Here is a 22,653-nt window from a genome sequence, read left to right as displayed (position 1 = left end):
GTGCTGCGATTCCTCCGGTGCATCCAATGATGTAGAATGCGCAACGTTATTTGCGTTGTCACATCGATCGCCGGATGATCCGGCATGCATGCACTAAAGGAACCGCTTTGAAACTCATCCCTACCATTCTTTGCGGCGGTGCCGGCTCGCGCCTGTGGCCCGTTTCCCGCGAACTTCACCCGAAACCCTTCATTCGCCTGGCCGATGGCCATAGCCTGCTGCAAAAAGCCTGGCTGCGCGGCGCCGCCTTGCCCGACGTGGCGCAAGTGCTGACCGTGACCAACCGCGAATTGTTCTTCAAGACCGAAGACGATTACCGCGCCGTCGCGAAAGGCCACGAGGGCCTGGCCAACAGCTATATCCTGGAACCGTTCGGCCGCAACACCGCGCCCGCGATCGCCGCCGCCGCCCTGCACGTGGCGGCCACGCACGGCCTTGATGCGGTGCTGCTGGTGCTCGCCGCCGACCATTTGATTGCCGACCAGGCCGCCTTCGGCGCCGCCGTCGCCCAGGCCATCCCGCTGGCCCAGTCCGGCCGCCTGGTGACCTTCGGCATCGAGACGCATACGCCCGAGACCGGCTTCGGCTACATCGAGGCGGAGGGCAACACCGTGTTGCGTTTCGTCGAGAAGCCGAGCCTGGAAAAAGCCCGTGAATACCTCGCCAGCGGCCGCTACCTGTGGAATTCGGGCATGTTCTGCTTCAGCGCCGGCAGCATGATCGCCGAGATGGAATTGCACTGCCCGCAGATCCTGGCCGCCACCCGTGCCTGCCTGGCCGAGTCGCGCAGCGCCAGCGGCAAGAACTTTACCCAGTGCGAACTGGACGCGGCCGCTTTCGAGCAGGTCGCCGACGATTCCATCGATTACGCGGTGATGGAAAAATCGGCCAGGGTGTCGGTGGTGCCGTGCAATATCGGCTGGAGCGACATTGGTTCCTGGAACGCGCTGGGCGAGCTGATCGCGCCGGACGCCGACGGCAACCGCATCGATGGCGACGTGCGCCTGCACGATGTGAGCGATTGCTTCATCCAGAGCAACGAGCGCCTGGTGGGCGCGGTCGGCGTCAGCAACCTGATCATCGTCGACACGCCGGACGCCTTGCTGGTGGCCGACCGCAGCCGCGTGCAGGACGTCAAGCACCTGTACGTGAGCCTCAAATCCGAAGGGCACGACGCGCACAAGCTGCACCGCACCGTGCACCGTCCGTGGGGCACCTACACGGTACTGGAAGACAGTACCCGCTTCAAGATCAAGCGCATCGAAGTCAAGCCGGGCGCCAGCCTGAGCCTGCAGATGCACCATCACCGCAGCGAGCACTGGATCGTGGTCAGCGGCATGGCCAAGGTGGTCAATGGCGATCGCGAGCTGTTCGTCTCCACCAACGAGTCGACCTATATTCCGGCCGGCCACAAGCACCGCCTGGAAAATCCGGGCGTGCTCGACCTGGTGATGATTGAAGTGCAGAGCGGCGATTACCTGGGCGAGGACGATATCGTCCGCTTCCAGGATAACTACGGCCGCGTTTGATGGCATAGCGCTAAGTGCCAAACCGTCATTCCCGCCTGCGCGGGAATGACGGTTTTGAGTGTAACGTTGTCGCATAGTGAAATAGCGTGGCGGCATTTGCGCCCATGGGCAGGGTGGGTCAGCGCCCACCCGTCTTTACGCCGCCTGGTCCCGCTCGGGATGGCACTGCGGGCACGATTTTTCGTACACGTACAGCGGCGACAACTGGTCGCGCGGCGTCACCACCGCGCGGCAGGCGAAGCACTGCACCGTCGTCACCGTCGCCTCTAACTGCGGATTGAGCGCCGTGCGGTAGTCGAACACGAAACAGTCGCCCTTGTAATGGGCGCCGCCGACTTCCTCGAAGTACTTCAAGATCCCGCCGTCGAGCTGGTACACGCTCTCGTAACCGATATTTTTCATGTGGATCGCCGCCTTTTCGCAGCGGATGCCGCCGGTGCAGAAGGTCACCACGGTCTTGCCCTGCAACTGCTCGCGGTGCTGCGCCACCACCTCCGGAAACTCGCTGAACTTGTCGATCCGGTAGTCCAGGGTGTTTTCAAACGTGCCCACATCGACCTCGAAGGCATTGCGCGTTTCCATCATCACCACTTCGCGGCCGTCGTCGTCGACGCCGTTGTCGAGCCAGCGCTTGAGCGTGCTGGCGCCCACCGCCGGCGCGCGGCCTTGTTCGGGCTGGATCAGCGGCATGCGCATGGTGATGATTTCTTTCTTGATCTTCACCAGCATGCGCTTGTGCGACTGCTCTTCGGAATAGCTTTCCTTGACCTCGATATCGGCAAAGCGCGCATCGGCGCGCACCCAGGCCAGGTACTCGTCGATATGCGAGCGCGGGCCGGACAGGAACATATTGATCCCTTCCGGCGTCAATAAAATCGTGCCTTTCAGCGCCAGGCGCTTGCAGATGTCCTGGTACCGGGGACGCATTTCCTCAATGTTGTCGAAAGTGACAAATTTGTAGGCGGCGATGTTGACGTGGGCGGCAGCTGCGGCGATGGCGGCATGCGCTTCAGCTTGTAAAGCAGTATTAGCTTGCATGGGAGCGAAGGATCGGTGAAGGATCGGCAAAAGGGAAAGCCGATATTATAGAACAATGTCCACGCTGGCATCAGGGGTATGCCGCCGGCGCCACGACCTTTTCATGCGCGGCCCGCCAGCGCGGTAAAATAGCACTCTTTGTACAGCAGGCGAAACACACATGAGTACCGATGTCATCGAAGCCGGGAGCACCACGCTCGCCGCGCCAGCCAAGCCGGCCGCACCGGCCTTCGTCCACCTGCGCGTGCACTCCGAGTACTCGATCGTCGACGGCCTGGTGCGCATCGACGACGTCGTCGCCGCCGCCGCCAGGGACAAGCAGCCGGCGCTGGCCATTACCGACCTGGCCAACCTGTTCGGCATGGTCAAGTTCTACAAATCGGCGCGCGGCAAGGGCATCAAGCCGGTCATCGGCGTGGACGCCTGGATTTCCAACGACGACAACCGCGACAAGCCATCGCGCCTGCTGCTGCTGGCCAAGAACCGCATGGGCTACCTGCAGCTGTGCGAACTGCTCTCCAAAGCCTGGCTGAGCAACCAGCACAAGGGCCGCGCCGAAATCCGCCCCGAGTGGCTCGAGGCGCTGGCCACCAGCGTCTCGACCCTGTCGCCCGCCGAGAACCAGGCCAACGGCCTGATCGTGCTCTCCGGCGCGCACTTCGGCGACGTCGGCACCGCCATCGAAAACGGCAACCTGGCCCTGGCCGAACGCTGCGCCCAGCGCTGGGCGGCGGTCTTCCCCGGCCACTTCTACATCGAAGTGCAGCGCGCCGGCCAGCCCAACCAGGAAGCCCAGGTGCGCCACGCGGTCGCACTGGCCGCAAAACTGGGCCTGCCGGTGGTCGCCACCCACCCGATCCAGTTTCTCTCGCCCGAAGAATTCATCGCCCACGAAGCGCGCACCTGCATCGCCGAAGGCGAAATGCTGGCCAACGCCAAACGGGTCAAGCGCTTCAACGAAGAGATGCGCTTCAAGTCGCAGGCCGAGATGGCCGAACTGTTCGCCGACATGCCGGCCGCGCTGGCCAACTCGGTCCAGATCGCCAAGCGCTGCAACGTCGTGCTCACCCTCGGCAAGCCGCAACTGCCGAACTTCCCGACCCCGCCCGGCATGACGATCGACCAGTTCCTGGTGTCCGAATCGCAGGCCGGCCTGGAACAGCGCCTGATCCACCTGTACCCGGACCCGGTCAAGCGCGAAGCGGCGCGTCCGCGCTACGAAGCGCGCCTCAAGTTCGAGACCGATACGATCTGTAACATGAAGTTCCCCGGCTACTTCCTGATCGTGGCCGAGTTCATCAAGTGGGCCAAGGAAAACGGCGTGCCGGTCGGCCCGGGCCGCGGTTCGGGCGCGGGCTCGCTGGTGGCGTATTCGCTCTTGATCACCGATCTCGATCCGCTGCAATACAACCTGCTGTTCGAACGCTTCTTGAATCCCGAACGCGTCTCGATGCCCGACTTCGACATCGACTTTTGCCAGGAAGGGCGCGACCGCGTCATCCAGCACGTCAAGGATTTGTACGGCAAGGAGGCGGTCTCCCAGATCGCCACCTTCGGTACCATGGCCGCCAAGGGCGCGATCCGCGATGTCGGCCGCGTGCTCGATTTCGGCTACAACTTCTGCGACGGCATCTCCAAGCTGATTCCCTTCAAGCCGGGCAAGCCGGTGACGATTGCCGACGCCATCGAAGAAGAACCGATGCTCAAGGAGCGCCTGGAGAACGAGGACGAGGTCAAGCAGTTGCTGGCGCTGGCGCAGCAGGTCGAAGGCATCGCCCGTAACATCGGCATGCACGCCGGCGGCGTGCTGATCGCCCCCGGCAAGCTGACCGACTTCTGCCCGCTGTACACCCAGGGCGGCGACTCCGGCGTGGTCTCGCAGTACGACAAGGACGACGTGGAGGCCGTGGGCCTGGTCAAGTTCGACTTTCTGGGCCTGACCACGCTCACCATTCTCGACCGCGCGGTACGCTACATCAAGCAGCTCGACCCGGCCAACGCCGACTTCGCGCTCGAAAAGCTGCCGCTCAACGACAAGGCTTCCTACGAGCTGCTGACCAAGGCCAAGACAGTCGCGGTATTCCAGCTCGAGTCGCGCGGCATGCAGGGCATGCTCAAAGACGCGCGTCCCGACCGCTTCGAGGACATCATCGCGCTCGTGGCGCTGTACCGGCCCGGCCCGATGGACCTGATCCCGGATTTTTGCAAGCGCAAGCACGGCGAACGCTTCGACTATCCCGACCCGCGCACCGAATCCATTTTGTCCGAAACCTACGGCATCATGGTGTATCAGGAGCAGGTCATGCAGATGGCGCAGATCGTCGGCGGCTACTCGCTCGGCGGCGCCGACATGCTGCGCCGCGCGATGGGTAAAAAGAAGGCCGAAGAGATGGCCGAGCACCGCGAGATCTTCCGCGCCGGCGCCGCCAAGGATGGCCTGACGGCCGAAAAGGCCGACGAGATTTTCGACCTGATGGAAAAGTTCGCCGGCTACGGCTTCAACAAGTCGCACGCCGCCGCCTACGCGCTGCTGTCGTACCACACCGCCTACCTGAAGGCGCACCACACGGCCGCCTTCATGGCCGCCAACTTGTCGCTGGCGATGGACGACACCGACAAGATCAAGATTCTGGTCGAAGACTCGCTCGACGTCTGCGGCCTCACGCTCCTGCCGCCCGACATCAACCACTCCGACTACCGCTTCATGCCGGAAGGCCCGCCGCCGTCCGTCACGGGCAAGCGCGTCACCAACATCCGTTACGGGCTGGGCGCGGTCAAGGGCTCGGGCCAGTCGGCGATCGAAGCGATCATCGCCGCGCGCACCAGCGGCGGGCCGTTCACCGACCTGTTCGACTTCTGCAAACGGGTCGACCGCAAGCAGATCAACCGCCGCACCATCGAGTCCCTGATCCGCAGCGGCGCGTTCGACTGCTTCAAGGTCGACCGCGCGATTCTGCTGGCCTCGGTGGCGTTCGCGGTCGAAGTGGCCGACCAGGCCTCGGCCTCGGTCAACCAGGTCAGCCTGTTCGGCGGCGACGACAGCGACCTGGTGGCCCCGCCCGAGTACGTGAAAGCGACGCCGTGGACCGACCGCCAGAAGCTGTCCGAAGAAAAAATCGCGCTCGGCTTTTACCTGTCGGGGCATATGTTCGATTCCTTCGCGACCGAGGCGCGGCGCTTTGCGCGCACCAAGCTGACCGACCTGGAACCGTCGCGCGAGCCGCGCATGATGTGCGGCGTGATCACCGGCGTGCGCACCCAGATGACCCAGCGCGGCAAGATCCTGATCGTCTCGCTCGACGACAAGAGCGGCACGGTCGAAGTGACGGTGTACAGCGAAGTGGTGGAGTCGAACAAGAACATCTTCAAGGAAGACGAGTTCCTGGCGGTGGTGGGCAAGGTGTCCGAAGACCGCTTCAATGGCGGCCTGCGCATCACGGCCGAGAAGGTGTTCGACCTGACCTCGGCGCGCGTGCACTACGGGCGCCAGCTCGGGCTGTATTTGCCGGGCAAGGTGGCATCGTCGAAAATCGCCGAAGTGCTGCAGCCGTACCGCGCCATGACCGGCTTGCCGGTCGCGATGCGGGTCAAGCCGCAGGGCGTCGATTGCACCCTGCAGTTCGGCGACGACTGGCGCGTGGCGCCGTCGGACGCGCTGACCCTGGCGCTGGAACAGGTGCTGGGGGCGCGCGAGGTCGCGGTGGAGTACTAAGCGATACAACATCGAGCACGTCGTCCCCGCGCCTTGGTGCGCGGACGACGTGCCTCATGCGGCGGCCGCCGCCTTCCGATTCCTGCGCATGCGCCGCCACACCTTGATCTTGCGGCTTGCCGTCTGCCTGACCCGGAACACGAAACTGCCCGCCAGCGCGCGTTCCACCTGCCGGATCATGCGCGCATCGTGCCCGCGGTCGATCGACACCGTCTGTCCGGCCTGCACCGCCGCCAGCATGCCGGCGCAGTCGCCGAACAGACTCTCCATGAACACCGCCTTGATGGCGGCGCGCACGCGCCGCCCGCTTGCGCGCGGCAATTCGTACGAGTCCTTGACCACGCCGATAAAAAAATACCCGGCCGCGATATCGAAGTGGGTCTTCACCGACGCATCAACCCCGCGCCGCTCCAGATGCGCGCGCGCAACCAGCAGCGCCCCCGCCAGGTCCAGGCACCACTTCTCCGAAATGAGCTTGGTGATGCTGGCCGGGTGCTGGCGGTAGTCGATGATCGGATGCGGCAGGTACAGCAGGCTGGCGCACTGGCTCAATAACCGGGGCAGTGTGGACACGTCCTCGAATACGCGCCCGGGCGGGAACACGGGCGCTTCCAGCTGCTCGTACACGGCGCGCTTGAAGACTTTGGCCCACACATACATCTGGCGGTCGGCGAAGAAGGTATTGAGGATGGTGGCCTGGTCGCGCAGCAGCGCATGCGGATAGCGCAAACCGACCCGGTGCGATTTGTCTTCCTGATCCGGCAGCCACACGCGGAAGTCGCAGGCGATGACGTCCGGATGGTGCGCGTCGATGGCCTGCTCGAGCGCCGCCAGCGAGCCGGCCAGCAGGCGGTCGTCGCTGTCGACGAACACGATGTACTCGCCGCGCGCTGCGGCCAGGCCCTGGTTGCGCGCCACCGCGATGCCCTGGTTGTCCTGCGCAATTACCGTGCACGCCACCTGCGGGCATGCCTCGAGCAGGGTGCGCACGCGCGCCAGGGTGGCGTCGCGCGAGCCGTCGTCGATGACGATCAGCTCATGGCGCGGCCCCATCTGGTCCAGCACCGATGCCAGGCACGCCACGATGTAGTTCTGCACATTCCAGGCGGGGACGATGATGCTCAATAGCGGCAGTGGCGCCGCGGCGTGCATGCTCATGTACGCAGTCAGCGCGCCAGTCCGACCGGCGCGCGAATGATCTTGTCGACCTGGCTCTGGTACACCAGCTTGTCGTGATGGGCCGCCTGGTCGCGATTGCGCTCCTTGTGCCACAGGTGGAACACCTCGGTGGCGAAGGCGCCGTCCTTGCGCCGCACGCCGGCGTTAAACAGGCGCACCACGAAATCGGCATCTTCATGGCCCCAGCCGGAGAACGATTCGTCGAAACCGTTCACGCGCTCGATGTCGCTGCGCCAGGCGCTCATGTTGCAGGACTTGATGCGGCGCATGGTGAAGCCGCGCCGCACTCGCCCCAGGTCGGGCAGGCGGATCGCCAGCTGCAGGATCTTCTGGATATTCCCGGCGCGCCAGGCACGCCACCAGACGCCCAGGCCCGCCTCGTGCAGGTCGCGCTGTTCGGCCAGGGCGGCGCGGGTAAATTCGGGACACAGCAGCACGCGGCTGCCGGTGATCATGCAGCCCTGCTGCGCCAGGCGCCGGTGGCTGGCCACGAAATCCTTGCGCGGCACGCAGTCGCCGTCGAGGAAGATCACGTAGTCGCCGCGCGCGGCCAGCACGCCCTGGTTGCGCGCGCGCGCCACGCGGAACCCGTCGTCCGGCTGCCACACATGCACCAGGCGGCGCTGCGTGCCCGCCGCGATGCGCTCGACGCAGTGCCGGGTCGCCTCGGTCGACCCATCGTCGGTGACGATGATCTCGAAATCGTCATCATCCTGCGCCAGGCAGGCGCGCAGCACCGCTTCCAGGGCATCGGGCCGGTTGTAGGTGGTGACGATCAGAGAAATGGTGTGCGGACGTGACAAGATGGACTCCCGGTGAAACGACATTCACTGCCAGCGGCAGCGCGCATCGCGTACATACCTATTATACGTCGCCGCCGCGCCGCGTCCAGCCTCTTGCGGGCGCAATGGCGGACGCCGCCTCATGCCAGCCCGCGCAGTGCGCGCACGGTGCGCTCGGCGGCGCGCTGGCGCACCAGCGCGCGGTTGCTCGAGGCCTCGTCGCGCGCGTTCTCGCGGTGCCACAAATGAAACACTTCGGTGGCAAACGCGCCATCCTTGCGCTTGATGCCGGCATTATGCAGGCGCACCACGAAGTCGGCATCCTCGTGCCCCCAGCCCTCGAAGCTCTGGTCGAAGCCGTTGACGGTGTCGATGTCGCTGCGCCAGGCCGCCATGTTGCAGCCCTTGATGCGGCGCCAGCTGAAGCGCGTCCGCACCCGTCCCAGGTCGGGCAGCTTGACCAGCAATTGCAGCGCCTTGTTGAGGTGGCCGCGCGCGCGCAGGGCCAGTTTGTCGGCCAGTCCGAGGGTGTGCAGGTCGCGCTTGTCGGCCAGCACGCGCTGCGTGAAGGCGTCGTCGAGCAGGATGCGGCTGCCGGTGACCATGCAGCCCGCTTGCGCCAGCGCGCGGTGGCGCGCCACGAAATCGCGCTGCGGGATGCAGTCGCCGTCGAGCAGCACGATGTACTCGCCGCGCGAGGCCAGAATGCCCTGGTTGCGCGCCATCGCCAGCCGGAAGCCCTGGTCCGGCTGCCACACATGAAGCAGGGGCACCGTCGCGCGCTGTTGCAGTCGCGCGACACAGGCGCGGGTCGGTTCGCCCGAACCGTCGTCGGCGATGATGATCTCGAACTGCCTGTCGCTCTGCGCAAAGCAGGCTTGCACCACCGCCTCGAGCGCGTCGGGGCGGTTGTAGGTGGCGATGACGATGGAGATGAGCGCGTCCGGCCGCATGCTCATGGCGCCGCCGGACGCAGGCCGGGCTGCGCCTGAAAGCGCGCGCTCGCATACAGGGAGCCGGCCAGCAGCAGGAACCAGTAGGCTTCCGTGACATCCCACAGCAGGCTGTTGAACGAGGAACTGACCACGTAAATCACCCACAGCAGCACCAGCGCGTCGGCGTGGAAGGAGCGCGCGCGCAGGGCCGGGCGCAGCAGGCTGGCGAGCATGGCGAAATACAGCAGCAGGCCGGGCACGCCAAGCTGGGCGGCGATCAGCAGGAATTCGCTGTGCGGCTGGTGGCGCGTGTGTCCGAGTTCGTCCTCGGGCCAGTCGTGCAGCGCGGTCGGCGCATACACCTCGGCGAACGAACCGGTGCCCAGTCCCGCCAGCGGATGGGCGGCGACGATGCCGGTGCCGACCCGCAGATAACTCATGCGCAGGCCGTTGGGCGAGCGTTTCTGGTCGGTGCGCACCTCGGTGATGAGGTCGTCGGTGCGCTGCTTGAAGTTGTTCGAGCTGGCGTAGAAGCCGACGAACAGCAGCACGATGGCGGCCATCCCGAACGTCGTGCGCAGCGGCGTGAAGCGCACCCGCAGCAGGAACAGCACCACCATGCCGACGAACAGGGTGACGTAGCCGGTGCGGCCCTGGTTGAGGAAAATGATCGGTACGCTGAACAGGATCCCGGCTGCCACGCAGGCCACGCGCGCGCGCGCTCCCTGCACATAGGTCGCGCCCAGCAGGCAGGTCACCGTGGCAAAACTGAGCAGGATGCCGATCGTGATGTGATTCTTGAACGAGAACGAATCGGTGGCGGTGCCGATGCGCCACCAGCCTGCGGAGGAGGCGGGCATCAGGTCGTGCCAGACCAGGTAGTTGGAGGTGGCCAGCATCGCCGCGCCGCCGAAAAAGGCGGCCAGCGCGCGCGCCGGCATGCCCGGGTCGCGCAGGCTGGTGGCCACCGCGATCGGCAGCATCAGCAGGCGCGCATATTTTTTCATGGCCGAGGCGATATCGGCCGGCGGCCCGATCGACCAGCTTGTGCCAAGCGCCAGCAGCGCCAGCAAAGCCATGGCCAACAGCGCCGGCGGCGTGCGCAGCGCGGCGCGCAGCGGCGCGCTGGTGGCGACGGCGGCGCCGAAACAGAGCAGGCAGCAACCGGCAAAGACATTTGTCAGGTAAGTGGAAAACGGTACGCAAAACAGCGCCAGCAAGAGCAGGTACTGGACTGCGCGCTCAAGCCTTGTAATCGGAAAACCGGGAGAATCTTGCATTGTAGCAATAGCCTTGTTAAGCGACCTTGGTCGTGCATGCCGCGCGAGCGGCGTGGCGATAGCGGGCGCCGGCCTTCGCGGCAGCTGCCCCCCTAAAATTCGTTCGCCATTTTACAGTACGGTCCGTGCGCGGCCCGGGGCGGGCGCATGCGTGCGCGCGCCAGCGGCCGCGCGGGCGTATTTGGCGGGCCTGCGATGTTGTAGTGGCCGCACCCGGACCGCCTGTGCGAGAATGTCGAGCCTCTGGTACAGGCCGCGTCTTTACAATCGCGGCATGCCGCAACCGGACCAGGTTCGAGCCTATTTCGGTATATCGGGGGAAGCGGGTGACGATGCATGGCGAGCGAGGGCAAGGCGCGAGGAGGCCGCATGGCTAACCATGCAACGACGAGTAACGCAGCACTCGCTTGTCAGGCGCGTCAGCAGCGACTCCGATGTACCGAAATAGGCTCTAAGCCTGAACGCGAAAGAAAACGATGGAAAATAGTGTCATAGTCCGGCGCCTGCTGGCTATCGTCAAACCGTACCGTGCGCGCGCGCTGATGTCGCTGCTGGCCATGGCCGGCACCGCCGTCACCGAGCCGGCGCTCGGCTACGCGCTGCAACTGCTGATCGACAAAGGCTTCGGCCCGAACCGGGTCGAATTTTCGCTGTGGCTGGTGCCGCTGGTGCTGCTGTCGATCTTCATCGGGCGCGGCATCTTCACCTTCTCCACCGCCTACCTGAACAACTGGGTCATCAGCCGCGTGCTCAACGACTTGCGGCGCATGGTGTTCGACCGCCTGCTGCGCCTGCCCGTGGCGCGCTTTCACGAAGAATCGACCGGCAAGATCATCAACGTCGTCATCGGCGACGTGCGCCAGGTGGTCGACATGATCAACTCCGTGTTCGTCGCCTACGTGCGCGACTCGCTCGTCATCGTCGGCCTGCTGCTGATGCTGATGTGGACCAACTGGAAACTGACCCTGATCGCGCTGGTCGTCATGCCGGTCACCGCCGCCATCGTGCGCACCACCGCCAAGCGCATGCGCCGCCTGAGCCGCGACAACCAGCGCGTCACCGCCGAAATGACCCAGGTGGTCGAAGAAGCGGCGCGCGGGCACCAGGTGATCCGCGTGTTCGCCGGCGAGCGCTACGAGCGCGAACGGTTCGAGCAGCGCAGCGGCGCGCTGCTCGGCTTCTCGCAGCGCATCACCGTCGCCAGCGCCGCCACCGTGCCGATCACCCAGAGCGCCACCGCGCTGGCGGTGTCGGTCGTGATCGTGATCGCCATGAGCTCCGGGATGACCCAGGGAGAATTCATCAGTTTCATCACCATGATGCTGATGCTGCTCGCGCCTCTCAAATCGCTGGTCGGCGTGAACGGCCCGCTGCAGCGCGGCATGGCCGCCGCCGAAACCGTGTTCGCCATGATCGACACCCCGGTCGAAGCCGACCCGGGCAAGGTTGTGCTGGAGCGCGCGCGCGGCCACCTGCGCTTCGAGAACGTGCAGTTTCGCTACACCGACAACAACCCGCTGGCGCTGGGCGGCGTCAGCCTCGAAGTGCTGCCCGGGCAGACCGTCGCGCTGGTCGGCATGTCGGGCGGCGGCAAGTCGACCTTCGTCAACCTGGTCACGCGCTTCTATTCGCCCGAGAAAGGGCGCATCTTGCTCGACGGCGTGCCATACGAAGACATCACCCTGCCAAGCCTGCGCGCGCAGCTGGCCATGGTCAGCCAGAACGTGGTGCTGTTCGACGACACCCTGGGCGCCAACATCGCCTACGGCGCCGAGCGGGTCGACCCGGCGCGCCTGGCCGCGGCCATCAAGGCGGCCCACCTGGACGACGTGGTGGCGGCGCTGCCGGAAGGCGTCGATACGCCGATCGGCGAAAACGGCATGCGCCTGTCGGGCGGCCAGCGCCAGCGCGTGGCGATCGCGCGCGCCATCTACAAGGACGCGCCGATCCTGATCCTGGACGAAGCCACCTCCGCCCTCGACAACGAATCGGAACGCGCGGTGCAGGGCGCGCTCGACACCCTGATGGCCGGGCGCACCACGCTCGTCATCGCGCACCGCCTCTCGACCATCGAACGCGCCGACCGCATCGTGGTGCTCGACCAGGGGCGGATCGTGGAAGCGGGCCGCCACGACGAACTGCTGGCGCAAGACGGCATATACGCCAACCTGTACCGCCTGCAGTTCGCCAACAAGGCCGACGCATGAGCGAGGGCCGCACCCTGGTCATCTCGCCCAACTGGATCGGCGACGCGGTGATGGCCCAGCCGCTGCTGCAACTGTTGAAACGGCAGCATCCGGAGCGTCCGATCGACGTGCTGGCGCCGCCCTCGGTGGCGCCGGCCTGGCGCGCCATGATCGAGGTCGACAGCGTGCTCGAAACCCCGTTCCGGCACGGCGCGCTGCAACTGCGCGAGCGCTGGCGCTACGCCAGGGTGCTGCGCGCGCGCGGCTACGTCGACGCCTACGTTCTGCCCAACACGATCAAGTACGCGCTCATTCCCTGGCTGGCGGGAATCGCGCGCCGGGTCGGCTACAAGGGCGAGATGCGCTATGGCTTGCTCAACGTGGTCCATCACGACGACACACCGAAGCGCGCGATGGTGCCGTTCTACGCGGCGCTGGCCGGCGCGCCGCATGCCGCGCTGCGCGCCGGCGTGCCGCGCCCGGCGATGCGGGTCAGCCCGGAGCAGGTTCTCGAGGTACGTGCGCGCCACGGCATGGGAGGGGCGGGGCGGCTGGTGGTATTTGCGCCGGGAGCGGAATTCGGCGCCGCCAAGCGTTGGCCGGCGCGCCACTTCGCCGCGCTGGCGCAATCGGTGCGCGAGCAGGACCCGGCGGCGCACATCGCCTTGCTCGGTTCGCCCAAGGACCGCGAAGCCTGCGCCGAGATCACTGCGATCACCGGCACCGACGGCATTCACAACGTGGCCGGCGCCACCTCGCTCAGCGAAGCGATCGCGCTCATAGCCGGCGCGGCGGCGGTGGTGGCCAACGATTCCGGCCTGCTGCACATTGCCTCGGCCCTGAACCGGCCGGTGATCGCGCTGTACGGCCCGACCGACCCGGACCACGCGCCACCGTTTTCCGACGTCGCCCGCTCGATCTCGCTGCGGCTGGCGTGTTCGCCATGCCGCCAGCGCGAATGCCCGCTGGGCCACCACGACTGCATGGAAAAGCTCGAACCAGGCATGGTCTGGCACGAACTGCGCCAAATGTAACCCCACCCCGGTGTCAACCACCGGTGTCTGTCAACCACCGGTGTCTGTCAACCACCGGTGTCAGGTCTGACATTCGGACACGAGTTCAACTGTCAACCACCGGTGTCAGGTCTGACATTCGGACACGAGTTCAACAGTATGCGGCGTGGGTTTCCCATCTAAAGTCGAGTTCGTGTCCGAATGTCAGACCTGACACCAGGTGGGGGATGCCAGCGTGGATCATTTAGGGTCGAGCTCGTGTCCGAATGTCAGACCTGACACCGGGGTGGGAGGTGAAATGTGGCGCTGGCAAGGGTATGATGTGACATCGTTATCGTCAGTTAGCATGGTTACTTTCAGGATCATCCATGAACCATCCCGTCATTCCGATCGTGCCCCAGGCCAGCAGCCGCCAGCGCAAGCGCCAGGCGCCCAAGGGCCGGCGCGTCGATCCGCAGGCCCTGCTGGACGTGCAAGCCCTGCTCGGCGCGCAACCGCGCCAGCGCGACCTGCTCATTGAGCACCTGCATAAAATCCAGGATGCCTTCGGCTGCCTGTCGCATGCCCATCTGGCCGCGCTGGCGCAGGAAATGAAGCTGGCCCAGGCCGAAGTCTACGAAGTGGCCACCTTCTATCACCACTTCGATGTCGTCCGCGAAGGCGAAAGCGCACCGCCGGCGTTGACGGTGCGCGTCTGCGACGGCCTTTCGTGCGAAATGGCCGGCGCGCGCGATCTGATCGAGCGCCTGCCCGCCATCCTGGGCGTCGGCGTGCGCGTGCTTGCCGCGCCCTGCATCGGCCGCTGCGAACAGGCCCCGGCCGCCGTGGTCGGCCAGCATCCGCTCGCCCACGCCAGCTGCGACTCGGTGGCCGCCGCGGTGAGCCACGGACATACCACCCATGCGCCGACGGGTTACATCGATTACGACAGCTACCGCGCCGCCGGCGGCTACGTCCTGGCGCGCGCGTGCCACGACGGCCAGCGCGATGCCGATACGCTGATCGCCACGATGGAGGAATCGAGTCTGCGCGGCCTTGGCGGCGCCGGTTTTCCGACCGGGCGCAAATGGCGCATCGTGCGCAACGAAGCCGGGCCGCGCCTGATGGCGATCAATATCGACGAGGGCGAGCCGGGCACCTTCAAGGACCGCTACTATCTCGAACGCGATCCGCACCGCTTCCTCGAAGGCGCGCTGGTGGCGGCCTGGGTGGCCGGCGTGGACACCATCTATATCTATCTGCGCGACGAATACCACGGTTGCCGCGCGATGCTGGAGACCGAACTGGCACGCCTGCGCGCCGACCCGCCGTTCGCGCCGATGCCGCAGCTGATCCTGCGCCGTGGCGCCGGCGCCTATATCTGCGGCGAAGAATCGGCCATGATCGAATCGATCGAGGGCAAACGCGGCATGCCGCGCCTGCGTCCTCCTTACGTGGCCCAGGTTGGCCTGTTTGGTTTGCCGACCCTGCAGCACAACTTCGAAACCCTGCACTGGGTGCGCGCCATCGTCGAGCGCGGCGCCGACTGGTTCAGCGGCCAGGGTCGCCACGGCCGTAAAGGCCTGCGCTCGTTTTCGGTCTCGGGCCGGGTGCGCGAGCCGGGCGTGAAACTGGCGCCGGCCGGCATCACGGTGCAGGAACTGATCGACGAATACTGCGGCGGCATGGCGCCGGGCCACCGGTTCTACGGCTACCTGCCGGGCGGCGCATCGGGCGGCATCTTGCCGGCCGCGCTCAATGCAATCCCGCTCGATTTCGATACCTTGCAGCCGTATGGCTGCTTCATCGGTTCGGCCGCCGTGGTCGTGCTGTCGGACCGGGATTCGGCGGTGGCGGCGGCGCGCAACACGCTGCGCTTCTTCAAGGACGAATCGTGCGGCCAGTGCACGCCGTGCCGGGTCGGCACCGCCAAGGCGCTGGCGCTGATCGAACAAGCGCAATGGGACACGCCGCTCCTGGCCGACCTGTCGCAGGTGATGCGCGACGCTTCCATCTGCGGCCTTGGCCAGGCCGCGCCCAATCCGGTCGATTGCGTCGTCAAGTACTTTTCTCATGAATTGGACAAGCCATGAATGCGATCGGCAGGATCAAGCAAGCGGCCTTGCAGGGCGCGCCCGTGGAGCTGGAAATCAACGGCCGGCTGGTAGCCGCCTTTGCCCACGAAACCCTGATCGAGGTGGCCGCGCGCGAAGGCATCGAGATTCCGCGCCTGTGCTACAAGCCGGGCATGGACACGGCCGGTAACTGCCGCGCGTGCATGGTGGAGATCGACGGCGAGCGCGTGCTGGCGCCATCGTGCTGCCGTCATCCGGCCGCCGGCATGAAGGTCGCGACAAACAGCGCGCGCGCCGTGGCGGCGCAAAAGATGGTGCTCGAACTGCTGCAGTCCGACATGCCGGAACGCGCCTACACGCGCCACAACGAAGTCGATTTCTGGGCCCGCAAGCTGGCCCTCGGCCAGCTGCGCTTCGCCGCGCGCAGCCAGCCGCCGCGCGACGCTTCCCACGCGGCCATTACCGTCAATCTCGACGCCTGTATCCAATGCACGCGCTGTGTGCGCGCCTGCCGCGACGAGCAGGTCAACGATGTGATCGGCCTGGCCTTGCGCGGCGACCAGGCGAAGATCGTCTTCGACATGGACGACCCCATGGGCGACTCCACCTGCGTCGGCTGCGGCGAATGCGTGCAGGCCTGTCCGACCGGCGCCCTGATGCCGGCGCGCGACGCCGCCCTGGCCGTGCCGGACAGGCAGGTCGATTCGGTCTGCCCGTACTGCGGCGTGGGCTGCCAGCTGACCTATAACATCAAGGACAACAAAATCCTGTTCGTCGAGGGGCGCGATGGCCCGGCCAACCGCGAACGCCTGTGCGTCAAGGGCCGCTACGGCTTCGATTACGCGCATCATCCGCACCGCCTGACCGTGCCGCTGATCCGCCGCCTCGATGCGCCCAAGAGCGGCGAATTTTCCATGGACCCGGCGCGCGTGCTCGACGTGTTCCGCGAAGCGACCTGGGAAGAGGCGCTCGATGCCGCCGGCGGCGCGCTGGCGCGCATCCGCGATACGCATGGCAAGCGCGCGCTGGCCGGCTTCGGCTCGGCCAAGGGCAGCAACGAAGAAGCCTACCTGTTCCAGAAGCTGGTGCGCACCGGTTTCGGCAGCAACAACGTCGACCACTGCACGCGCCTGTGCCATGCGTCGTCGGTGGCGGCGCTGCTGGAAGGGATCGGCTCGGGGGCGGTGTCGAACCCGGTGATGGACGTGACCCTGGCCGAGGTGGTGATCGTCATCGGCGCCAACCCGACCGTGAACCATCCGGTGGCGGCCACCTGGATCAAGAACGCGATCAGGAACGGCACCAAGCTGGTGGTGTGCGATCCGCGCCGCTCGGACCTGGCCCGCAGCGCGCACCGCTATTTGCAGTTCAAGCCCGATACCGACGTGGCCCTGCTCAATGCGATGATGCACACGATCGTGGCCGAGGGCCTGGTCGACCAGGACTTCATCGCCAGCCGCACCATTGGCTACGCGGAGCTGGAACGGAACGTGGCCGGCTACAGCCCGGAGCTGATGGCGCCCATCTGCGGCGTCGACGCCGACACCATCCGCTACGTGGCGCGCCTGTACGCCACGTCGAAAGCGTCGATGATCTTGTGGGGCATGGGCATTTCGCAGCACATCCACGGCACCGACAACGCGCGCTGCCTGATCGCGCTGGCGCTGATGACCGGCCAGATCGGCCGCCCGGGTACCGGCCTGCATCCGCTGCGCGGCCAGAACAATGTGCAGGGGGCGTCCGACGCGGGCCTGATCCCGATGATGTTCCCCGACTACCAGCGGGTCGACAATCCGCAAGCACTGGCCAAATTCGAGCAGGCCTGGGGCATGCCGCTCGACTCCACACCGGGCCTGACGGTGGTCGAAATCATGCACGCCATCCCGCGCGGCGAGATTCGCGGCATGTACATCATGGGCGAGAACCCGGCCATGTCCGACCCGGACGCCAACCACGCGCGCGCCTCGCTGGCCGCGCTCGATCACCTGGTGGTGCAGGATATTTTTCTGACCGAGACCGCGTACCTGGCCGACGTGATTTTGCCGGCCAGCGCCTTTCCGGAAAAGACGGGCAGCTTCACCAACACCGACCGCCTGGTGCAGATCGGCCGCCAGGCCATCGACCCGCCCGGCCAGGCCAGGCAGGATCTGTGGATCATCGGGCAAATGGCGCAGCGCCTTGGCCTGGACTGGCATTACGGGCACGTGTCGGAAGTGTTCGACGAGATGCGCCGCATCATGCCGAGCATCGGCGGCATCACCTGGGACAGGCTGGAACGCGAGCACGCCGTCACCTACCCGTGCACGAAGGAGGGCGATCCGGGCCAGCCGGTGGTCTTCACCGAGCAGTTCCCGCGCGAGTCCGGGCGCGCGCGCTTTGTGCCGGCCGATATCATCCCGGCCGACGAGCGCCCCGACGCGGCGTATCCGATGGTGCTCATCACCGGGCGCCAGCTCGAACACTGGCACACCGGCAGCATGACGCGCCGCACCGCCGTGCTGGACGCGATCGAACCCGATCCGGTGGCGCTGGTCCATCCGCTCGACCTGGCCGCGCTGGGCGGCAAACCGGGCGACGTGATCAGCATCGCCTCGCGCCGTGGCGAAGTGGCCCTGTACGCGCGCGCCGACGACAGTTCGCCGCGCGGCGCGATCTTCGTGCCGTTCTGCTATTACGAAGCGGCCATCAACCGCCTTACCAACGCCGCGCTCGACCCCTTCGGCAAAATCCCCGAGTTCAAATACTGCGCCATCCGGGTGACGCTGGGCGGCGTGGTGGAGCGGCAGGGCAGCTTCGGCGGCGGCCAGCTGCTGGAAAGGCTGGCCGTACCATGACAATGCCGCAACTGAGCGACGCCCGCGCGGCGCTCACCCACGAGGTGGAGGTGCTGGACGAACGCGGACGCCGCTCGACCATCGCCATTCCGGCCGAGCGGCCGCTGACGGTGTACGTGGACAAGCGCGAACTGGTGACCCTGATGACCCTGGGCGGCGCGCCCGAAGCGCTCACGCTCGGCTACCTGCGCAACCAGCGCCTGGTGACGTCGCTCGCCGATATCGTCTCGGTGCAGGTCGACTGGTCGGTCGACGCGGTGGCCGTGGTCACGCGCGCCGGCATTGCCGATGTGGCGGCGCGCACCGCCAAAAAGGTGGTCACCACCGGCTGCGGCCAGGGATCGGTGTTCGGTGGGCTGATGGACGACATCGACAAGATCGTGCTGCCTGCTGGTGCGCGCCTGGCGCAATCGACCGTGTACCGCATCGTCGACATCATCCGCACGCAGCAATCGATCTACAAGCAGGCCGGCTCGGTGCATGGCTGCGCGCTGTTCTCGAACGCGGGCGAACTGCTGTATTTTGTGGAAGACGTGGGCCGCCACAACGCGGTCGATGCCATCGCCGGGCGCATGTGGACGGATGGCGTGGCCGGCGGCGACAAGGTGTTCTACACGACCGGCCGCCTGACCTCCGAGATGGTGATCAAGGGCGCGCAGATGGGCATCCCGTTCCTGCTGTCGCGCTCCGGCACCACCCAGATGGGCCATATGGTGGCCGACAAGATCGGCATGGCGCTGCTGGCGCGCTGCAGCGGCAAGCACTTTTTGCTGCTGACCGGCCATGACCGCCTCGACTTCGAAGCGTTCGCGCCCTGATGTCGCTGCCGGAGGCCACGCGCGCCGCCTTTGCACTGCTGCTGTCGGGCGACGCCGCGCTGTGGGGCATCGTGTGGATGTCGCTCAAGACCAGCGTGCTTGGGCTGCTGCTGGCGACCGCGCCGGCGGTGCTGCTCGGGTATGCGATTGCCAGCTATCGCTTTCCGGCGCGCCGCATGGTGATCTGGCTGGTGCAGGCCAGCCTGTCGCTGCCGACGGTGTTGATTGGCCTGCTGCTGTATCTGCTGCTGTCGCGCCACGGGCCATGGGGTTCGCTGCACTGGCTGTTTTCGCAGCCGGGCATCGTGCTCGGACAGTGCGTCATCGCCACGCCGGTGCTGGTCGCCTTCACTTTGGCGGCGGTGCAGGCGCTCGACCCGCGCTACGCCGAAACCGCCATTGCCCTGGGCGCGTCGCGCTGGCGCACCATGTTCACGGTACTGCGCGAAGTGCGCTTCGGCGTCGTGGCGGCGCTGATCAGCGGCTTCGGGCGCGTGATTTCGGAAGTCGGCTGCGCGCTCATGGTGGGCGGGAATATCGCCGGCCAGACGCGCACCATCACCACCGCCATCGCGCTCGAAACGAGCAAGGGCGAGTTCGCGCAGGGCATCGCGCTCGGGATCGTGCTGGTGGCGCTGGCGCTGATCATGAACGGCGCGCTGATGCTGCTGCAGGGCGACACGCGCGCCGCCGGAGCCGGCCAATGAGCCTGCTGCGTATCGACAAACTGCGCAAGGCGCATGGCGCACGCGTGCTGTTCGACCTGGACGCCTTTGCGCTCGACGCCGGCCGCGCGTATGTGCTCACCGGGATCAACGGCGCCGGCAAGAGCACACTGCTGCGCGTGCTGGCCGGACTGGAAGCGGGCGACGCCTCCGGCGTGGCCTGGCAAGGGCAGGCCACGGCATGGTCGCCGTATCCGCCGGCGCTGCGCGCGGCGATCGTGTACGTGCACCAGCATCCGGTGATGTTTGCGAGCAGCGTGGCGGCCAACATCGGCTACGGACTGCGCGCGCGCGGCGTGCCGCGTGCGCAGGCGGCGCAGGCGGTGGCGCAGGCCATGGCATGGGCCGGGGTCGAGCATCTGCGGGGCAGCGATCCGGCCCGCCTGTCGGGCGGCGAGGTGCAGCGCGTGGCGCTGGCGCGCGCGTGGGTGCTGCGGCCTTCCCTGCTGCTGCTCGACGAACCGACCGCCAATCTCGATGGCGCCGCGCGCGAACAGGTGATATCGCTCATTCCCGCCCTGACCGCCGCCGGCGGCACGGTGGTGATGGCGTGCCACGACCGTGACCTGATCGGCATGCCTGGCGTGCAGCGCCTCAAACTTCGTGATGGAAAGCTCGAAACCAAATGATCAAGCACACCGTATTGGCGCTCTGGCTCTGCATCGCCGCTCCGCTGGCCCTGGCGGGCAGCCCGGTGCTGCGTCTGTCGACCACCACCAGCACCGACAATTCGGGTTTGCTGGCCTGGCTGCTGCCGGCGTTCGAGGCGAAGACAGGCACAAAGGTGCAGGTGCTCGCCGTCGGCAGCGGCAAGGCGCTGGAACTGGCGAAGAATGGCGATGTCGACGTCACCCTGGTGCATGCGCGCGCCGCCGAGGACCGCTTCGTGGCCGAGGGCCATGGCGTCGACCGGCGCGATGTCATGTACAACGATTTTCTGCTGGTGTGCCCGCCGTCCGACAAGGCGGACATCAAAGGCGGGTCCGATCTCATCGCCGCGCTGCGCAAGCTGGCCTCGAGCGAGGTGCGCTTCATTTCGCGCGGCGATAATTCCGGCACCGACCAGATGGAACAGCGCTATTGGAAAATGGCCGGCGTGCGCCCGCCGCCGCCCCGATACCTGTCGGCCGGGCTGGGCATGGCGCAGGTGCTGGGCATGGCGGCCGAGCTGCAAGCGTGCACCCTGACCGACCGCGCCACCTACGCCACCTGGAAGGACCGCGGCGCGCTGGCGATTCTGGTGCAGGGCGACCCGAGGATGTTCAACCCGTACGGTATCATCGCGGTCAATCCGGCGCGCCATCCGGGTATCAACGAGCGCGCTGCGCGCCAGCTGATCGACTGGATCACCTCCAGCGAAGGGCAGGCCCGGATGGCCGCGTTCCGCCCGAACGGGCAGCAACTGTTCTTTCCGTCGGCCTTGCCGGCGCGATGATGCAAAGAGAGACCCCGGATGGAAAAGATCATCCCGCTTCGCGGTCCTGCGTGCGCACCCGATAAGGCCTATCATATCGCCCTGATGCGCCGCTGCGCGGCAAGGAGGAAGACGACGTGAGAGTTCTGCTATTTGGCGCCACCGGCATGGTCGGGCAGGGCGTGCTGCGCGAATGCCTGCAGGCCGCCGATGTGGAGCAGGTCGTGGCCATCGGCCGCACCCCGACCGGGCAAAGCCACCCCAGGCTGCGCGACCTGGTCCACGCCGATCTGTTCAACTACGCCAGCGTCTGCGCGCAGCTGGACGAGATCGACGCCTGCTTCTTTTGCGTCGGCGTGACTTCCTCGCGCATGAACGAGGCCGGCTACACGCGCGTGACGCACGACCTGACACTGGCGGCTGCCAATGCGCTGGTGGCGGCCAATCCGCGCATGGTGTTCGTGTATGTGTCCGGCGCCGGCGCCGACAGCAGCGAAACCAGCGCCACCATGTGGGAGCGCGTGCGCGGCAAGACCGAGAATGCGCTGCTGGCGCTGCCATTTCGCGGCGTGTACATTTTCAGACCCGGGATGATCCAGCCGCTCGACGGCATCAAGTCCAGGACCCCCGCCTACCGCATTTTTTATGCGCTGATGAAGCCCGTGCTGCCGCTGCTGCGCGCCGCCATGCCGAAGCATGTGCTGACCACGCGCCAGGTGGGGCAGGCCATGCTGGCGGTGGTGCGCAGCGGCGCGCGCAAGCGCGTGCTCGACAGCGCCGACATCGGCCCGCTGGGCCGCAACGCCACGCCGCCGTAAGCGACCGATGGGCCGGCGCCACCACCACAGTGTGTACGTGATCGAGCTGTCGAAGGATGTGCTGTACGAGCCGCGTTTCAGGAAGTCCAATCCCGGCTACGTCAGCGGCAAACCGTGCGTGTACGTGGGCATGACGGGATTGAGTATCGACCTGCGCTTCGACAAGCACAAGGCCGGCATCCAGGCCAACAGGTTCGTGCGGAAGTACGGCCTGCGCCTGCTGCCGGACCTGTACGCGGTGTACAACCCGATGCCGTATGCGGGTGCGGCCGACATGGAAGTCGAACTGGGCATCGGGTTGCGCGAGGCCGGCTACGGCGTGTGGCAGGCCTGAGC

Annotated in this window: 17 protein-coding genes; 12 read left to right on the top strand and 5 right to left on the bottom strand. The window is 66.4% G+C overall.

The genetic code is table 11. The features are described from left to right. Positions 1-107: 107 nt before the first annotated feature. On the top strand, positions 108-1,529 hold the full coding sequence (locus F2P45_RS10015) for a mannose-1-phosphate guanylyltransferase/mannose-6-phosphate isomerase (RefSeq protein ID WP_223164707.1): 1,422 nt from the start codon (positions 108-110) through the stop codon (positions 1,527-1,529). Positions 1,530-1,664: 135 nt separating this feature from the next. Here the strand turns inward: F2P45_RS10015 and F2P45_RS10010 are convergent, their stop codons facing one another. After that, positions 1,665-2,567, bottom strand: a complete 903-nt coding sequence (locus tag F2P45_RS10010; protein WP_166873623.1) for a sulfurtransferase — start codon at positions 2,565-2,567, stop codon at positions 1,665-1,667. A gap of 160 nt (positions 2,568-2,727) precedes the next feature. Between F2P45_RS10010 and dnaE the strand changes: the two genes are divergently transcribed. Continuing rightward, positions 2,728-6,279, top strand: coding sequence for a DNA polymerase III subunit alpha (gene dnaE / locus F2P45_RS10005; RefSeq protein WP_166873620.1), 3,552 nt, complete (start codon positions 2,728-2,730; stop codon positions 6,277-6,279). 54 nt (positions 6,280-6,333) lie between these two features. Here the strand turns inward: dnaE and F2P45_RS10000 are convergent, their stop codons facing one another. The 4 genes from F2P45_RS10000 to F2P45_RS09985 form a co-directional block, all read right to left on the bottom strand. After that, positions 6,334-7,437, bottom strand: a complete 1,104-nt coding sequence (locus F2P45_RS10000) for a glycosyltransferase family 2 protein (RefSeq protein ID WP_166873618.1) — start codon at positions 7,435-7,437, stop codon at positions 6,334-6,336. Between the two features lie 8 nt (positions 7,438-7,445). Further along, on the bottom strand, positions 7,446-8,261 hold the full coding sequence (locus F2P45_RS09995; protein ID WP_229505004.1) for a glycosyltransferase family 2 protein: 816 nt from the start codon (positions 8,259-8,261) through the stop codon (positions 7,446-7,448). Positions 8,262-8,380: 119 nt separating this feature from the next. After that, positions 8,381-9,199, bottom strand: coding sequence for a glycosyltransferase family 2 protein (locus F2P45_RS09990; protein ID WP_229505003.1), 819 nt, complete (start codon positions 9,197-9,199; stop codon positions 8,381-8,383). Beyond that, entirely contained in the window at positions 9,196-10,455 is a 1,260-nt protein-coding gene (locus tag F2P45_RS09985; protein WP_166873612.1) for an O-antigen ligase family protein, read from the bottom strand. The genes F2P45_RS09990 and F2P45_RS09985 overlap by 4 nt, the downstream gene beginning before the upstream one ends. A gap of 476 nt (positions 10,456-10,931) precedes the next feature. Here F2P45_RS09985 and msbA point away from each other — a divergent pair, with 476 nt between their 5' ends. From msbA to F2P45_RS09935, 10 genes are all read left to right on the top strand, one after another. Further along, positions 10,932-12,662: a lipid A export permease/ATP-binding protein MsbA gene (msbA, locus tag F2P45_RS09980; protein WP_166873609.1), complete on the top strand. Its 1,731-nt coding sequence runs from the start codon at positions 10,932-10,934 to the stop codon at positions 12,660-12,662. Next, entirely contained in the window at positions 12,659-13,675 is a 1,017-nt protein-coding gene (gene waaF / locus F2P45_RS09975) for a lipopolysaccharide heptosyltransferase II (protein ID WP_166873607.1), read from the top strand. The genes msbA and waaF overlap by 4 nt, the downstream gene beginning before the upstream one ends. 347 nt (positions 13,676-14,022) lie before the next feature. Then, a complete protein-coding gene (locus F2P45_RS09970) occupies positions 14,023-15,726 on the top strand; it encodes an NAD(P)H-dependent oxidoreductase subunit E (RefSeq protein ID WP_166873604.1) in 1,704 nt (567 codons plus the stop codon). After that, positions 15,723-18,542 carry a formate dehydrogenase subunit alpha gene (fdhF, locus tag F2P45_RS09965; protein ID WP_166873602.1) on the top strand — a complete coding sequence of 940 codons (2,820 nt, stop codon included), beginning with the start codon at positions 15,723-15,725 and terminating at the stop codon, positions 18,540-18,542. The genes F2P45_RS09970 and fdhF overlap by 4 nt, the downstream gene beginning before the upstream one ends. After that, complete coding sequence (locus tag F2P45_RS09960) at positions 18,539-19,360, top strand: formate dehydrogenase accessory sulfurtransferase FdhD (RefSeq protein WP_166873600.1); 822 nt, start codon at positions 18,539-18,541, stop codon at positions 19,358-19,360. Before fdhF ends, F2P45_RS09960 begins: the two co-directional genes overlap by 4 nt. Further along, positions 19,360-20,067 (top strand): ABC transporter permease, encoded by a 708-nt coding sequence (locus F2P45_RS09955; RefSeq protein ID WP_166873597.1) that lies wholly within the window; start codon positions 19,360-19,362, stop codon positions 20,065-20,067. The genes F2P45_RS09960 and F2P45_RS09955 overlap by 1 nt, the downstream gene beginning before the upstream one ends. Next, positions 20,064-20,714 carry an ABC transporter ATP-binding protein gene (locus tag F2P45_RS09950; RefSeq protein WP_166873595.1) on the top strand — a complete coding sequence of 217 codons (651 nt, stop codon included), beginning with the start codon at positions 20,064-20,066 and terminating at the stop codon, positions 20,712-20,714. The genes F2P45_RS09955 and F2P45_RS09950 overlap by 4 nt, the downstream gene beginning before the upstream one ends. Further along, on the top strand, positions 20,711-21,520 hold the full coding sequence (locus tag F2P45_RS09945) for an ABC transporter substrate-binding protein (protein WP_166873592.1): 810 nt from the start codon (positions 20,711-20,713) through the stop codon (positions 21,518-21,520). The genes F2P45_RS09950 and F2P45_RS09945 overlap by 4 nt, the downstream gene beginning before the upstream one ends. Before the next feature lie 116 nt (positions 21,521-21,636). Further along, positions 21,637-22,317, top strand: a complete 681-nt coding sequence (locus F2P45_RS09940; RefSeq protein WP_166873590.1) for an NAD(P)H-binding protein — start codon at positions 21,637-21,639, stop codon at positions 22,315-22,317. Between the two features lie 7 nt (positions 22,318-22,324). Beyond that, entirely contained in the window at positions 22,325-22,651 is a 327-nt protein-coding gene (locus F2P45_RS09935; RefSeq protein WP_166873588.1) for a hypothetical protein, read from the top strand. Positions 22,652-22,653 lie beyond the last annotated feature (2 nt).

This window comes from Massilia mucilaginosa, from assembly GCF_011682145.1.
Classification (GTDB): Bacteria; Pseudomonadota; Gammaproteobacteria; order Burkholderiales; family Burkholderiaceae_D; genus Telluria_A; species Telluria_A mucilaginosa.
Note: the sequence above shows the minus strand (reverse complement) of the source record. Positions and strands in the feature narration are given on the sequence as shown.

What these genes read in the sequence shown, in the direction of transcription:
- fdhF (WP_166873602.1), top strand. Translation starts at nt 15,723, where the DNA reads ATGAATGCGATCGGCAGGATCAAGCAAGCGGCCTTGCAGGGCGCGCCC.
- F2P45_RS10010 (WP_166873623.1), bottom strand. Translation starts at nt 2,567, where the DNA reads ATGCAAGCTAATACTGCTTTACAAGCTGAAGCGCATGCCGCCATCGCC.
- F2P45_RS09970 (WP_166873604.1), top strand. Translation starts at nt 14,023, where the DNA reads ATGAACCATCCCGTCATTCCGATCGTGCCCCAGGCCAGCAGCCGCCAG.
- F2P45_RS10000 (WP_166873618.1), bottom strand. Translation starts at nt 7,437, where the DNA reads ATGAGCATGCACGCCGCGGCGCCACTGCCGCTATTGAGCATCATCGTC.
- F2P45_RS09935 (WP_166873588.1), top strand. Translation starts at nt 22,325, where the DNA reads ATGGGCCGGCGCCACCACCACAGTGTGTACGTGATCGAGCTGTCGAAG.
- F2P45_RS09955 (WP_166873597.1), top strand. Translation starts at nt 19,360, where the DNA reads ATGTCGCTGCCGGAGGCCACGCGCGCCGCCTTTGCACTGCTGCTGTCG.
- F2P45_RS09950 (WP_166873595.1), top strand. Translation starts at nt 20,064, where the DNA reads ATGAGCCTGCTGCGTATCGACAAACTGCGCAAGGCGCATGGCGCACGC.
- F2P45_RS09960 (WP_166873600.1), top strand. Translation starts at nt 18,539, where the DNA reads ATGACAATGCCGCAACTGAGCGACGCCCGCGCGGCGCTCACCCACGAG.
- F2P45_RS09985 (WP_166873612.1), bottom strand. Translation starts at nt 10,455, where the DNA reads ATGCAAGATTCTCCCGGTTTTCCGATTACAAGGCTTGAGCGCGCAGTC.
- msbA (WP_166873609.1), top strand. Translation starts at nt 10,932, where the DNA reads ATGGAAAATAGTGTCATAGTCCGGCGCCTGCTGGCTATCGTCAAACCG.
- F2P45_RS09990 (WP_229505003.1), bottom strand. Translation starts at nt 9,199, where the DNA reads ATGAGCATGCGGCCGGACGCGCTCATCTCCATCGTCATCGCCACCTAC.
- waaF (WP_166873607.1), top strand. Translation starts at nt 12,659, where the DNA reads ATGAGCGAGGGCCGCACCCTGGTCATCTCGCCCAACTGGATCGGCGAC.
- F2P45_RS09945 (WP_166873592.1), top strand. Translation starts at nt 20,711, where the DNA reads ATGATCAAGCACACCGTATTGGCGCTCTGGCTCTGCATCGCCGCTCCG.
- dnaE (WP_166873620.1), top strand. Translation starts at nt 2,728, where the DNA reads ATGAGTACCGATGTCATCGAAGCCGGGAGCACCACGCTCGCCGCGCCA.